Source organism: Parabacteroides chongii, assembly GCF_029581355.1.
Lineage (GTDB): Bacteria > Bacteroidota > Bacteroidia > Bacteroidales > Tannerellaceae > Parabacteroides > Parabacteroides chongii.
Window position 1 is genome coordinate 1 of the sequence record NZ_CP120849.1, and the last position, 13,610, is coordinate 13,610.

At 40.5% G+C, this 13,610-nt stretch carries 19 protein-coding genes; 2 read left to right on the forward strand and 17 right to left on the reverse strand.

The window, feature by feature from the left end:
• Positions 1-1,282: 1,282 nt before the first annotated feature.
• The 12 genes from P3L47_RS00005 to P3L47_RS00060 all read right to left on the reverse strand — a co-directional run bounded on the left by P3L47_RS00005 (position 1,283) and on the right by P3L47_RS00060 (position 8,642).
• The gene (locus P3L47_RS00005; RefSeq protein ID WP_277782335.1) at positions 1,283-1,615 is read right to left on the reverse strand and encodes a hypothetical protein; all 333 of its coding nucleotides are present in this window, start codon (positions 1,613-1,615) and stop codon (positions 1,283-1,285) included.
• A 123-nt stretch (positions 1,616-1,738) separates the two neighbouring features.
• A complete protein-coding gene (locus P3L47_RS00010) occupies positions 1,739-2,227 on the reverse strand; it encodes a hypothetical protein (protein ID WP_277782336.1) in 489 nt (162 codons plus the stop codon).
• Entirely contained in the window at positions 2,193-2,372 is a 180-nt protein-coding gene (locus P3L47_RS00015) for a hypothetical protein (protein WP_277782337.1), read from the reverse strand. The genes P3L47_RS00010 and P3L47_RS00015 overlap by 35 nt, the downstream gene beginning before the upstream one ends.
• A gap of 61 nt (positions 2,373-2,433) precedes the next feature.
• Positions 2,434-3,054, reverse strand: coding sequence for a hypothetical protein (locus tag P3L47_RS00020; protein ID WP_277782338.1), 621 nt, complete (start codon positions 3,052-3,054; stop codon positions 2,434-2,436).
• Positions 3,027-3,758, reverse strand: a complete 732-nt coding sequence (locus tag P3L47_RS00025; RefSeq protein ID WP_277782339.1) for a hypothetical protein — start codon at positions 3,756-3,758, stop codon at positions 3,027-3,029. Before P3L47_RS00025 ends, P3L47_RS00020 begins: the two co-directional genes overlap by 28 nt.
• Before the next feature lie 6 nt (positions 3,759-3,764).
• On the reverse strand, positions 3,765-4,049 hold the full coding sequence (locus tag P3L47_RS00030) for a hypothetical protein (RefSeq protein ID WP_277782284.1): 285 nt from the start codon (positions 4,047-4,049) through the stop codon (positions 3,765-3,767).
• 2 nt (positions 4,050-4,051) lie between these two features.
• Positions 4,052-4,222 carry a hypothetical protein gene (locus tag P3L47_RS00035; protein WP_277782340.1) on the reverse strand — a complete coding sequence of 57 codons (171 nt, stop codon included), beginning with the start codon at positions 4,220-4,222 and terminating at the stop codon, positions 4,052-4,054.
• A 152-nt stretch (positions 4,223-4,374) separates the two neighbouring features.
• Positions 4,375-5,754, reverse strand: coding sequence for a hypothetical protein (locus P3L47_RS00040; protein WP_277782341.1), 1,380 nt, complete (start codon positions 5,752-5,754; stop codon positions 4,375-4,377).
• Between the two features lie 92 nt (positions 5,755-5,846).
• Positions 5,847-6,263: a hypothetical protein gene (locus tag P3L47_RS00045; protein ID WP_277782342.1), complete on the reverse strand. Its 417-nt coding sequence runs from the start codon at positions 6,261-6,263 to the stop codon at positions 5,847-5,849.
• 159 nt (positions 6,264-6,422) lie between these two features.
• Positions 6,423-6,662 (reverse strand): hypothetical protein, encoded by a 240-nt coding sequence (locus P3L47_RS00050; RefSeq protein WP_277782343.1) that lies wholly within the window; start codon positions 6,660-6,662, stop codon positions 6,423-6,425.
• A gap of 164 nt (positions 6,663-6,826) precedes the next feature.
• Complete coding sequence (locus P3L47_RS00055; protein ID WP_277782344.1) at positions 6,827-7,873, reverse strand: hypothetical protein; 1,047 nt, start codon at positions 7,871-7,873, stop codon at positions 6,827-6,829.
• Positions 7,874-7,886: 13 nt separating this feature from the next.
• Positions 7,887-8,642 carry a hypothetical protein gene (locus P3L47_RS00060; RefSeq protein ID WP_277782345.1) on the reverse strand — a complete coding sequence of 252 codons (756 nt, stop codon included), beginning with the start codon at positions 8,640-8,642 and terminating at the stop codon, positions 7,887-7,889.
• A gap of 222 nt (positions 8,643-8,864) precedes the next feature.
• On the opposite strand from P3L47_RS00060, the gene P3L47_RS00065 reads away from it, so the two are divergent.
• Together P3L47_RS00065 and P3L47_RS00070 are read left to right on the forward strand one after the other, a co-directional pair.
• Complete coding sequence (locus tag P3L47_RS00065) at positions 8,865-9,050, forward strand: type II toxin-antitoxin system HicA family toxin (protein ID WP_277782288.1); 186 nt, start codon at positions 8,865-8,867, stop codon at positions 9,048-9,050.
• Between the two features lie 29 nt (positions 9,051-9,079).
• Positions 9,080-9,493, forward strand: coding sequence for a helix-turn-helix domain-containing protein (locus P3L47_RS00070; protein WP_277782346.1), 414 nt, complete (start codon positions 9,080-9,082; stop codon positions 9,491-9,493).
• 450 nt (positions 9,494-9,943) lie between these two features.
• Here the strand turns inward: P3L47_RS00070 and P3L47_RS00075 are convergent, their stop codons facing one another.
• From P3L47_RS00075 to P3L47_RS00095, 5 genes are all read right to left on the reverse strand, one after another.
• Positions 9,944-10,363: a hypothetical protein gene (locus tag P3L47_RS00075; RefSeq protein ID WP_277782347.1), complete on the reverse strand. Its 420-nt coding sequence runs from the start codon at positions 10,361-10,363 to the stop codon at positions 9,944-9,946.
• A 4-nt stretch (positions 10,364-10,367) separates the two neighbouring features.
• Positions 10,368-10,778 (reverse strand): hypothetical protein, encoded by a 411-nt coding sequence (locus tag P3L47_RS00080; protein ID WP_277782348.1) that lies wholly within the window; start codon positions 10,776-10,778, stop codon positions 10,368-10,370.
• A gap of 17 nt (positions 10,779-10,795) precedes the next feature.
• Entirely contained in the window at positions 10,796-11,002 is a 207-nt protein-coding gene (locus P3L47_RS00085) for a hypothetical protein (RefSeq protein ID WP_277782349.1), read from the reverse strand.
• A 102-nt stretch (positions 11,003-11,104) separates the two neighbouring features.
• Entirely contained in the window at positions 11,105-13,039 is a 1,935-nt protein-coding gene (locus P3L47_RS00090; RefSeq protein WP_277782350.1) for a hypothetical protein, read from the reverse strand.
• Positions 13,040-13,184: 145 nt separating this feature from the next.
• Positions 13,185-13,529: a hypothetical protein gene (locus tag P3L47_RS00095; protein ID WP_277782351.1), complete on the reverse strand. Its 345-nt coding sequence runs from the start codon at positions 13,527-13,529 to the stop codon at positions 13,185-13,187.
• Between the last annotated feature and the right edge of the window lie 81 nt (positions 13,530-13,610).

A 13,610-nucleotide genomic window follows, 5' to 3' on the forward strand; every position in this document is an offset into this window, starting at 1 on the left:
TTATAATCATCTAGGTTTCTCCTAAATAATGGCTATTCGATCAAGTTTTTCATTTTGCCCAACATAGACGCCTGCTGCATCTTTGTTGATATACCAAAATTTGTAATCGTCAAAATTTATTGTTTTCATATCATGTTATTTATATTTTAATAAGGAGATGTAGGAGGTGTAAAACTAGAAGTCCATAGAGCCGTTTTAGTGATGTGAAACTCATCTATGGCTGTATACCGGGGTCTAAGTGTCAACGTCGTTGCAGATAGTGTAACGCCACTTTGATAATAATCCTGTACCAATGATCCATTTATAAACATATACCAATAACTTCCACTTTTACAATAGCAACATGTATCCATGTAGATGTCGGCAATGTAGACGATGCAGTCATGTTAACAGTATTCCCCTGATTTAATAGTATAAAATCTCAGATTTCTTCCTGATGAGCTGCCGTCTATGTTAAAGGCCCTGTTGTACCATCATTCCCAGTTTCTGCATATTTTGATATTCTACACTTTGATACCGGTACATCCAAAAGTCTATTGTAAAATTGGAAGACCCAATATTATTAATAACGCCTTGTATTATAATTGGCATCAACTGATCCGCATCTGAAAGCCTGTCCGAATTTGCCGGACACGTACCAAGGATCAGTTGAACTCATGGACGAATTACCTGAAGCATCCGTTACATTACCGTCTAAATGCAACAACAACATACTCGAAGAAGACAGAACAATTGACAATGTCTGATTACCCGTAACAGTAACCGACCCCGACCTGCTTGTATACCCCGACTTACTCGCTGAATATGAATAAGTCCCTTTCTTTAACTCGTAATACGCATATCCGAACTATTGGCTGTTTGAGATACGCCATTGACTACGACGGTCGCACCAGCAGTTGTATATACCGTAAGGGTATACTTTTACTCCTGTCATTAACAATCTCCTTCTCATCATTCAGGTCCTCCTGCCCTTATACTGTATTTGCCTGATGCATAGCAATACACATTTATCTCTATCAAATCCTTACCCTGAAGTACCGGATACTACAATCGAGCTGCCGGACATAGATTGATATGACCCGGAAGTAGGCAACGTTATAGTCCTGTCGGTGGAACGGAGTTGTATACGAAAATATGCAATGACTGTCCAGGTTGAAGACCGGAAGCAACAGACAGGGTTTGATTCGAATTAATAGAAGCATACACTGTATGCTTTGTTACAGGCACACTTGACAACGATGATACTGTTGCATACCCTGTCTCAAAATCTAGCAATTTCTTATCAGCAGCAGACATAAGCCCGTTCGCTGACTGGGTGGCAAACCGAATATGTAGTATTAGGAGGCGTAGCCCATGTCCCGTCAGCCCGCATAAACGTTGTAGTACTTCCTGTAAGCTGTCTTAACAGACCCGGGGCAGTCGTGCCGGCAAGGTCGTAGGTTGTGTTCGTATCCGTCCACGGCACCTCTACGTAAGCCTTACTATCTGCGTCCAGCTGTACGGGATATGTCTTGCCGGCAGCTGCGTAGCCTACTTTTATGCCTCCTAGCGCGGCAGATGTGGCGGCAGGAAGGGTGTAATCGCCTCCTACTTCTTTGTATGTGCCGCCGTTCATGAGGGCTTTGGTGCCGTCACCTTGATTTGTAAATACAAGTTGTGGGTCCCATTCGTTTGTATTTGTAAATCAAATTTGATTATATTTCTTTTCTCCTGCTTATTACCATTTTATCTATGCTTCCTATATATAATTTGATACTTTGCCGTACTCTGTCATTCCTGCTGGTGCACCTTGCCGAAATGCCAAATAAGAAACAAATTTTGTTCCATCAGGGCTATATGTTTCTTCCCATGATACAGGACAACATCCTTTTCCATCTGTATACAATATAGGGACTTTATTTGATATACACTTAGATATATCTTTGTATTGCTGTTTTAGAGTGTCAGTGTTTGTACCCCATCCAACAAGGTCATTAATGGCAGTAGGTAAATCCTCTAAAGGTATTCCGGATATCTCTATTGTGAAATTATTAGACTGAGCCTCCAACAGCATCATTACAGATTTAATATTATTTTCAAAATCAAGAAAATAAAGAAATACTATTTTACCATAACCTGCAACGTCTTGCGCCATATGGATTAATATATCAGTAACCGCAACATAAGTACCTTCTTCTTCTGACATTTCTGTTTTAACGACAACCTTTTTGACCTCTTTGTAATGCATTGAATAAATTATTAAATCCTTCAATACCTCCCAAAGCCGCACTTATCTCATCAGAAGTAGATTCGTTTGTCAAATCCAGCAACGATGCTGATATTTCATAACTGCCTGCCTCTACCTCCGACCACGCCCCGTTCTTTTCTAGCATATTGCCTTCCGTCCTCCGGTGCCTCCTGCACATACCCCCGACAAATCAACCTGCGTACTGCCTATGTGCTCAGGCTTACCGCCGACAAAGATATACTGTCATAGATATCGTTTTCACTAGCCACCTTAGGGACAAGGTAGATAATATTACTTTCACCGGCTTCCGGCAAGGATTCCACCTTCTGCAGCTTAACACTGTTCAGATTAGATATCAATGTCCGTACTTCTTCCTGAGTATAGACTTCACTCTTGATATAGTAGTTGGCAAGGTCGTTAACTGCTTTGGTAATATATCCGCTGTCATTAGTCAGATCGTTGGTCTTAGTAGGCCCTACGTACTCGACCATCTCCACTTCTGGAGCTACCGTCTGACACCGGAGACAATAGATACTTCGTTCCTGCTTTAACGTTAGTGACACTTGCCAGCAAGTTACCTGATCCTCACCCGGTGCCCCTTTCTGTCCTCTAGGGATAGAAAAGTTAAGAGTGTACATAGGATTGCCTTCAGGAGTTTCTCCGTTAGGTATGATTTCTACATCTGCCGGTTCTGTTGGTTCTACAGTAGTTACGGTTCCGGATTCAAACACCGGAGGCTGTCCGTCCTTGCCTTTGGGCAAAGTCAGATTAAGCACGTATTTCGGGTTACCGTTTTCGTCTACGCCATTTTCGGTGAAGCTTCCCACGGAGTGTCTCCGGATTGGGCATTGACGGACTCCAAGACGGGAGTTTTTCCGTCTGTACCATCTTTCCCATCCGTACCATCGTTGCCCTTGGGACCTTTAAGTTTAGCCAATTGCTCTTCGGTAAAGTCGCTATAAGTGAAAGGGTCGCCTTTATCTCCTTTCATTTGCGCTAGTATGTCGCTAGGTACACCACGCCAAAAAGCTGCAATGTCCTCTTCGGTCAAATCGGAAAACTTTAACTTCAAGTCGTCTATAGAGACAAGCGTACGCCAGCTTTCATCTCCTTCCGACTTATATTTCCACTCCAAACCGGTTGCACCTTTCCGGAACTCAGCAGTATCACCAGGATCGCCTTTTAACAGGCTAAGACTGACCAATGTCTTCCATTCAGTGGGTTCCAAATCACTGCCGGAGACACCGACATACCGCCACTGGATGGCCGTTCTTCCTTCGTCGACCTGTAACTCTACCTCACGTCCGTTTACTCCTTTCAATGTAGACACAGCAACGCGTACCAGTTTATAAGCATTACCCATAACCTGGAATACAGGCAAAGAGGTAATGCCGGTCAACGATGCCACCTCTTCCCATTGCCCGGGGTCCTTGGAATTTGTTCCGATCAACTTGGTCACCTCGGTGGCTATCTGAGCCATGATCTCGGGAGTGATCGTATTATCGGGTATGATGATGTCTCCTGCTACCATAATCGATTATTCTATATTTCGTTGTGTGAAAATGTTTTTGGCGTCCGCCAATGCAGCTATATAGATAGCGGTGCTGTCTTCTTCCGGTATTGGCTTATCAATAGATATGTTCAACGTGCCGTCTACGTTGATGTTGATATAGCCGAACCGTACGTCCGCCTTCTTGATGGTGCCGGTTACGGACTTCACGCTCTGCCCTTCATCCTGGGCGATGTTGTACTGAATTTCGTAGCCTGCTACGTTATTCAGATACGTGCTTTTAACTACCGATGATACTTGTTCCAGTGCCATTATTATTCCTCCTTATTTTTAATGTCCGTTGACTCTTCTCCGGATCGAGCCACCGCGTCAACAATAAATTTTTTATATGCCGTACGCAACAACGCCAGCATCGTTTTAAAATCTTCATCCGAAATTTCAATAGCATCTTCGGAATAAAATATTTTCCGTGCTAAGTCAGACATAGGTATACTTTCCGACGCTCTATGCAAAAGCGTTACCGATCTCTTTTCTGAAATCTTGTTTCTGAAATTCGTCAATACCTATCTCTACGCTTAATTCTTTTAAAATTTACCTTTTTCATTTTATTCTTAATTTTATGTTGTTATACATTACATCAATCAACCATTGCACATAAAAATCCTGATGCGTCATCGTAGTATACAGGGATAAAATTGGGACTAGACTGTAATCTTCTTACGTGAGTACTACTCATTATTTTACCCACATTTATACAAGTACGTTCCATTGAACTTCCGTCACCAAAATACCTGGATTCTACCTGAAATTTTGAACCCCATCCTCCGAGATGACCGCAATTTATCCACCTACTATAATCAAGATAACTACTAGGTGATGAACCGATATTTATAGCTAATGCCCCTGTCATAGAATTTGATTCATAATCTATGTGCAATGCGGAAAAGTCTGAATATGGAGAAACTCCTGTTATTTGTCGTTTGGTTTTAAGATATAGCATGGCACTAGCTGATCCTTGAGCAACTCCAATCCCCATTCCCGCATATTCTCCATTAGAACTATTTATATCAATAGAGGCATTATAATTGCTTCTAATCCTAAAAGTCACAGAACCATAATCCGAAGAAAATACATTTGATAAATCAGTCTTTCCAATCGTAAATCCACCAATCTTTCCAACTTCAACGACATCAAGCTTTTTAACATACAGATCATCCACATCAATCATAGATGTCTTGATGTATCCACCCACGATAACTGTCGCATCCGTCAATGCCTTGATAATAGACGATTGCTTACTCCATGATGGCAAATCTTCCAAAGCCGCTTCTACGCTACCAGCCTTACTAACGGCATTAGCAGCGTCCTGTATAGCTTTAGCGGCATTAGTTTTTGCCGTATCCGCCAAAGAATATGCGCTATCAGCCGTATTGTACGCGGATACAGCCTTACTCCATGCAGATGATGCATCAGTTAACGCTTGATTGGCATCTGCTGACGCAGAATTGATTCGATTGTTTACCGAGTTGTAATCGGATAACATTGAGAATGATACAGCCCCTTGCAATTGTAGATGAGCTGATTGTATTTTAACTGTGCTTGGACTTATATTTATGGAAGAGACAATAGTGTCTCCGTCTTCCATTTCCTTTTTTGCAAACAACTGCTGTCCCTGTGCGGTATTAATCCATCCGGACGATTCAATTGTATTGTTGATATTGTCCGTTTTTGTGTTAATGGCGCTTATCTGTTCGGCGGTAACCTTCAGTTCTCCGTCATATTTGATGTAAATCTTACCGGTTTCCCCATCTACATACTCCTTTGTTGCCAACAGCTTTATATGCTCACTGGTCTGCTCGATCTGAGTTTCCAGCTTAATGATAGCGTCAGCCATAGCATCAGAAAACATATTCAGCCCGTAGATAAGAATCTCACCGCTGAAACGGACTTTAAAATCTCCTTTGCCGTTCCATTTTCCGACCTTTGATAATTTCTGATAGGTATCGCCCGTATCCATTTGTCCGGATGCGTACAGCTCCGTTCCCGGTATACCAAATTCATAAGTACCCGGTCTCAATACCTTATAGTAAAGAGAAAACGAATAAGTCTTCAAATCGATATTACAGAGTTCCGGATACGCAGGACATTCCGGTTTCCTTCCCGGTAGATATCGGCAACCTGTTCTTTGTCTACATAAAACGCAGAAGGCAGCCACAAGAACCCGTCACTGGCATTTATGAAATGAACAACCGGATTAATTTCCCAGTAATTAAGATCAGAAGAAAAGGACGAATTACGAAGTATATTGCCGGATTCCTCAGAAAGGTCCTTACGAATTTCTTCGATGGAACTATCCAGTTTACCATCCATGATCTCGAAGCGTTGCTCGATCGTATTTCCGTCATCGGTGTAATAGGTACTATGCACGAATACACCGCCGTTTATGTAAGCCCTGTGTCCTTTTAAGGGCTTGCTGTTAACCGTTATGCCTTCGCAATTTCCCAGCCGGACCTTTATGCTGTCCATTTCAAACTTCTGGTCCGGTCACATCGTCCAGGATATCTATATAAGGCATAATCATCGGAAGATGTAAAATAGATAAGCCCTTGCCTGTTCTTGTCCCTGTCATTACCCCTGACGCTGTACATAATCACCGGCAACAGGAGCGTCTTCTGTCAACGACCTTCACGCCGAAAGAATCGTTGATATGTTTTCGACGTAGCTGACGAAATAACGGATATTCAATCCGTCACGCCTTTGCGTACGCACGTAGTCTCCGACACGCAGGTTTACGAACATTTCCTTATCCATGTCGTCAAGTTCGCAACGATACCTGTTCGTGCCCAACGGTGTGACGGATTTAATTTTATTCCAGTCGGAAACCATGAAAGAGCTGTTCAAACCGTGTACCTGGGAATAAACCATCTCATAAACCTTGAAACTTTTTTGCGAACAGTCAAATTATCAACAGTTCCGGAAGCTGTAGGAGTATCGAACTGCCAGCCGGTTCCGGTAAAGCCTGAAGTAAAATCCGAGATCCAATCTTATTTCCGATATAAATGTCGGAACGGATTCGGGCAGCCTCAAACTCAGCCACGCCGGTATTCTCTATTCTCCATCCTTTTGCCGTCCCAGCCGTCAAGATATAGAGTGCTACCAATACTTTGGTCAAATGTGATATTTCCGTGAGCAACATCATTGATATCTTTACGAAGATACATGTCGCTTATATCAACATATGCTTTGTTTATCTCGTATAACGTACGAAGAGATGAAAATACGTTTTCATCTGAGGCAGCCGTAGGATCATCTTTTTTTATAATGTATACACCAAAACTACCTCCTCCTTGATTGACATAAGTATTATCACCAAACTGGAGACTGTCTATCTTTTGTTCTAGTTCTCCAAACCTGGAGTAAGCTGCACTCTCTCCGATTGTATAAGATGGAGAATCATACGGCTTATCCAGTTTCTTCTCAAAGCCGATAACCCGGGAAACACGACCGTTCTCAAAATAAGCCCTGTTAATTAGATTAACCCTTTGTCCGGGAACTAAGTCTATCTCTTTTTCCGGATTCAGCAAGCCATTATTTTCATCATACCCTGAAGCCAAATATGAATTAAGGCTGCAGGTGTACGTCGAAGGATCAGAAACTATCTTCTTAACATACTCTTTAGTCTTTTCCAATAGTTCCTGCTCCGCCTGTGGAAGAAGAGTATCATTTACATATTTGGTATCAAAATTATAAAGAATATACTTGTTCCCTTCTCCTGGAATAAGCGGAGAAGCCGGTAACCATTGCCCGTATGTCTCGTTACGTACTATTTCAAATATTTGTGCTTCCGGATCTGATTCCGGCAAGCCTTCCGGATTAAACTGAAGAGCAAAGTCCATACCCGACAAAGGACCTGTCTGAAATATCACATGAAGGTCCTGTCCAGGCAGGATATATTTTCCCGAGAAAGTCAAGTTAGCATCCTTAAACCGGTAGAATGTGACAATTTTAGTTTCATCTTTATTATTTTCGTCTTCTACGGGCTTATCAAATGGAATAACTTCAGTAATACTTCCTGCAGTTCTCGGATATACATCATCAAATACAACTACAGCTTCAACAACCTGTTGATCATCCAACCCTCTATCACATCTATGTAAGGGATTCCTCCGGAAGCATCAGCCGTTTCTGAACGACATTCTCTACGACGACACATTCTTGCCCCTTACGATAGTTTGACGGTATGTTGCGGGTTGATCCGAATGCATATAGCCGGGTTGCAAAAATATCCTGGCTTTGGCTTCTTGACATGGAGGACAGTTCTTTCCCTATTTCCAGGTCAACGGACTCGCCATGTTCCAAGCGACCGATATAAATTTTATCCTTATCGACCCACCATTCACATTCCCATGTTTCGGCTATTTTAGTAAGAGCGTCAATGATGTTTGTATTGTCATAAGTAACAAGTTTGGCTACAGCATCAACAGAACTGTCAACTACAGCCTGATACTCTGTCCCATTATATGTAAACCCAATTTCACGCAGATTTGAGACAACTACGCTCAAATGAGCCTCAGGTGCACGTGTAAGACTCCATGATGCTTCTCTATTACCCTGTCTGTCGTAAAAGATTATATGATTCTTCCATCGGTAATAGTGGGAATCAAATCTTACCGTGTAATCATACCCTTCAGTTTCCGTGTTAAAAGCCGGATAAGTCTTGTCAGTAAGATAATATAGACTTCCAGCATATTCAATATAATCTCCTATCTCCAACAAAATAGGCTCTTCGACGGAAAACATAAGGTTGACATAGTCCTCCTTCATAAGTTCAAACTTATGAACAGAGCCGGGATTGGCTTTTATGCTTAACTTTACTTTACCTGTTATGTCCTTAACATCGATCATAACATCAAAGTTCAGCGATAAAAAAGGGATGCCCAATTTTTTAGGCATCCCAGATACGACAATAAACTCATTGTCGTAAATTAAAATAGATAATTATGACATTAACCCTAATTATCGTTCTTACACTCGTTAAATGATATTAAAACAAGTATCATTTAACCACTGAAGATTTGATAATGATATTAATATTAATATCTTTGTACTGTGTTAATCAAATAAAGAATGAAGTACAATGAATTAGAAAGATTGGTAAAGAAAGCCGGATGTTACGATACCGGTAGGCAACAAGCGGGACACCCATTATGGTATTCCCCTAAAACTGGAAAAACTTTTCAAATGAGCAATCATGAAAAGCAGGAAGTGGCAAATGGAACATTAAAAGCAATCAAGAAGGCGGCAGGAATATAACCTGCCATCCTCTTACAAATAAATAAAATATGAGTCAAAAAAAAATTGTGAAGGCAATCATAGAAAGGGCCAATGATGGAACATATAGCATATATATGGATTCAGATGATTTGGACTATATGGTTACAGGAACCGGGAAAACTGCAGAAGAAGCAGTATCCATGTTTCATGGCGGATATGAAGATACAAAAAAATATTTTGAGGAAGAAGGTAAATATTTTGAGGAAGTAGAGTTTGAATTTGTTTATGACATGGCTTCTTTTTTATCTCAATTCTCAAAAAGCTTTTCTTTAGCTGGTTTATCGCGCATTACAGGAATCAATCAAGGGCAATTAAGCCATTATATGACAGGTCATAGAAAGCCATCACATAATACCGTTGAGAAGATACAAAAGTCGGTACAATCATTTGCTAAAGATTTATCAAAAGTTCACTTCATTTGATTAACACATTATTATAAGGGCGTGAAAATAACACGCCCTTATATTTCACCTTGATGTGGGATCCGGCTCCTCAAACTTAACAGACAGCCGACTGTTCATCCTGCTTCTGTCAAGAGCGAAACTAGTGGATTTCTTATACACAAGAGTAAAGGTCATACCAATAGCCGGCACCTGAATACGTACTTTTCCTTTTTGCAGTTCAGCAGTAAACTTAGCATAATTTGAGAGGTACTCTTGCGGTGTATCTCCGTGGATATTGAATGTTAAAGTAACATCCCGGCTGGCTATTTTAGGATCATTGAAAATTACCCGCTTGCCGTTCTCTAGTCGGCTTTCGTTTTCGATAAAGTCCTTGAGACCGGCAGGTAAGAAGAGATTCAATAAAACCTGTTCCCATTGCTACTCTCCATGTACCCCAAGCATCTTCGCTATTTATTTTTAAATCTCCTGTCATAATATTCTAGCTGTTCCGTCATTAATAATATTCACTTCACATTCCCTGATATTAACCAGCAAAATAACTGAATAGTTACCTGCCTCAATGGTAGCCTTACCGCCATGCATGAGTACAATCTTATGTACCTTAGTGTTGTCATTATAGACTAGATGAGCCTCCGTATCCCCTATGACACCAATATTCGATTTATTTTGAAGTTCAATGTGACCATGATCAACATATATACCGAATGGCTCTATATTCTTAGACATACCTCTGAACAAATCTATTGACGGATAATTGTTATCCTCGCAAAATTCTCTTCCTTGTGGGGAAAAGAAGAGCCAACAGAGACTTTTCCAGTCGGTAGCCTTGCCGGATTCACTACATGCTCCTAAAGATATAGCTTTATTAATTACGTCTTCTATATTCATAATATTACATGTTTTTAGTGTTGTTGTCTATGCTTTTTAATTGTTTTACAGCCTCCTTTAGTTGAATAACGGTATTGGACGTATTATCACTGATTTGTTGTAATTCTATATATATACCGGCTATCATCGTCCTAGTTTCATCTGCAATATCATACAAAGATCCTATTTTTACAGAAATAGCATCTACGCTTGTTCTGATATACAGCAAACTCATAATCTGTTCTGATCCTTGCAGGAATAAGAGGATTTCTTCTCCTGCCATTTGCAGAGCTGTAAAGCGCCCATTAAGTTCATCCGCACTTTCTTGGGACATATTCTCAAAGCCTCCAGCCGTTGCTTTCTGTTCATATTTATCTCCTTCTCCTTGGAGATACTTGCTTGAAGTCTCAAATACCTTTTCAGCTTCAGCATCCATCTTTTCTTTCAGCTTGTTCAGTTCAGCCTCTTCCAGGGAGACACGATGCCATCAGACATATAATCCGCCAGCTTATTCATAAACTCTTCTACAGAAGGAGAAAGCTTGTCCTTTAAAAAGTTTATGATGGCTGTTTTTATTAGATTCTGAACAATTTTCATTGAAGACTTTGCAGCATCTTCTCCTGAAGACCATGCGCCGGCATAAGCTTTGTGCAAATTCATCGATGGCAGACATTACATCGGTACCCGTAATAGCCTCTACAGCCTTTTCTTTATTTTCCTCAAGCTGGTTATCGATCTCTTCTAATTGTTTCTGCCATTCCTTTATTCGGTCGTCATCAGTTTTTTCTTGTCCTGTTCTTCCTTAATCTGTTGCTGAATAAGTATTTTTGCTGTTTTAAAAAGCTCATCCTGTTGACTTATTAGCTGTGCAGCACTTGTAGAATAAGCCTTTTCTATAGACCTTCCCAGCTTTTCATATGAAGCGTCGAGAACATCAATCTGATCCTGCAGTTTTTGGATACGCTTTTCGTTCTTCTTGTCATGGATTTTAGCAATAGCCGATACCAAAGAGGTAACAACGCCAATAGCGGCACCAGCAGCAGCACCAATCTGACCGAACATTGCTCCAGCTTGTGCGCCTTGCATAGCGGAATTAACAGCATCCATTGCTATATTTAAACCATCTGCAATACCACTGAATACACCTCCAAACGAATCACCTAATTTACCAAAGGTATCAGACAAAAATTGAACCGAAGACATCACCTCATTCACACCCTCATTTATAAGCTGTAATGATTCTTTCAGCTTCTTAGGGTCATCTCCTGCAGCGAAAAAACGTTTTAAGCCTTGGGTTACTTTATCAAATGCTGGCTGTAAAGTCTCTACTTGATCTTTTACTCCCCTTAGCGATTCACCAGCTTGCTGTATAGCTTCCGGTGCCTCTTGCCAACGTCTGAACTCATCTTCTGTAATACCTAATTTAGCCCCAATAGTGGCATCCCATTTGCCACTTTTTATAAAATCAAGTGCTTCTTGCCCTTTTGAGGCTAATTCCTGCAGCTCCTTCAAAGATTTATCTCGCATATCACCGAAAAGGGCAATGATTGCATTTGAGTTCTTTTTTGTTTTTATTTCAAGATCCAGTAATTCCTTGTCCCATTGCTTACCAAGGCTTAATTTTTCACCTTCGGTCTCAGCCATCGCAATCTTTTGGCTATATTCCACAGCAATAGCCATTTTCTTCTCCTGATAAGAACCATATTCTTTCAGGTAATCGTTCATAGCTTTACGCTGGGCTTCTACCTGCTCGTTTTCGACCTCTTGAGTTGAACGCATACGGGTCGTCTTAGCCTGTGTAACGGCAGTCTTTATCTCTACAGTTTGTTCTTGGGTTAATTTTCCCCCTTGAGCTTCCCTCCATTCCTTTTCTCTTTTGCGGATAGCATCTATTTCACGGTCATAATCATATTCTATCTGAGCAATACGCTTCTCGGAACCTTCTTCCATCAAATCAATCCGAGATTGTTCATTACGACGTTGAAGGTCGAGTAGTCCGTTATTTATTCGTTCCTGAATCTGTTTTCGCTTCTCTGCTTCTTTTTTTTGCTTTTCAGTCTGTTCTTTACCGATAGAGGCCTTATTAAATGCAATATATTCGTCTCGCATTTTCTCTAGTTCAGATCCTCCTATATTTGCGGCATCAGCAGCAGCAATCAATTCTCCTTTAGCCTCATTTACCCTTCTATTGTACTCCTCTTGTGTTATTTCGCTAAGTGATAAACTTCGATTTAATTGATCTATTGTTTCTTTATAACCCTGATATTCTTTCATATCTCGAAACAAAACATCCAATTGTTCTATATTTGATGATTTTCCGAGTATATTAGCATATTGATCACTCCATTTCTTAATATCTTCCAGTATAGCCTTCTGTGCCTTTTGTGCTGAATTACGGGAGTTGATTAAATTCTTAATATAGTTCCCATAATTACGGCTAAAAGCAGAAGCATTTTTTATCAATTCATCTTCGTTGACAGCCTTATTTTCTTTCATTAGGTTGTTGATCTTCAATTGTAGATCCATTTCCTTTTTTTTAGCCTCTGTTAAAGCTTCTGCAGATTTTGTTCTTTGATCTTCGATTAATTTTAATGAAGCGATATTCTGTATATTTTCAACAAGCAATCTATATGCTTCGTTTGCCTTTCCAGCCAAAATTGCTTCTTCTGAAAGATTTTGTAAATAATCAGGGTACATTTGCTGAAGTTTCTCTACAGCTTTTTTCGTACATCAATAGATAAAGCAATGTTCGGGATACGCCATATAATAAATTCAATTTAGAAATCTCTTCTAATGTTTTTCTGAAGCATTACGTTGTAAGTTGTTAAATTCTTTCAATGACTCATTCAACCTCTTTTTGTGCCGTATCAGCACCAAATAAACTCTTCGTCCACTCTATAACATCTTTACCATATACAGATAACAAAGTTATAGCTACTACAAGCGCTGTTTGCCAACTGAAAACGGAGGATATAAGCTGTTTCCATACAGGAGCAACCTTTGCAACATCATTATTCCCAGCGGCAACAGCTGCCTTAAATGCTTTATACTGTGCTGAAGCCTTCTTTAATTCGTCAACAAGTATAGGAAGGTTGTTTGATATGGCAAAAAGAAAGTATTCCAACTTATTGCCAAAGACGGCAACTCTCTCGCTACTTGTTGTACCGACATTCCCAAACCATTCCAAGCAGAAGCGTAGTTTCCTACATTTCGCTGATACCGGCCGGTAGCCTGTTCTGCCGCACTAATCTCAGTATTCAACGACTGT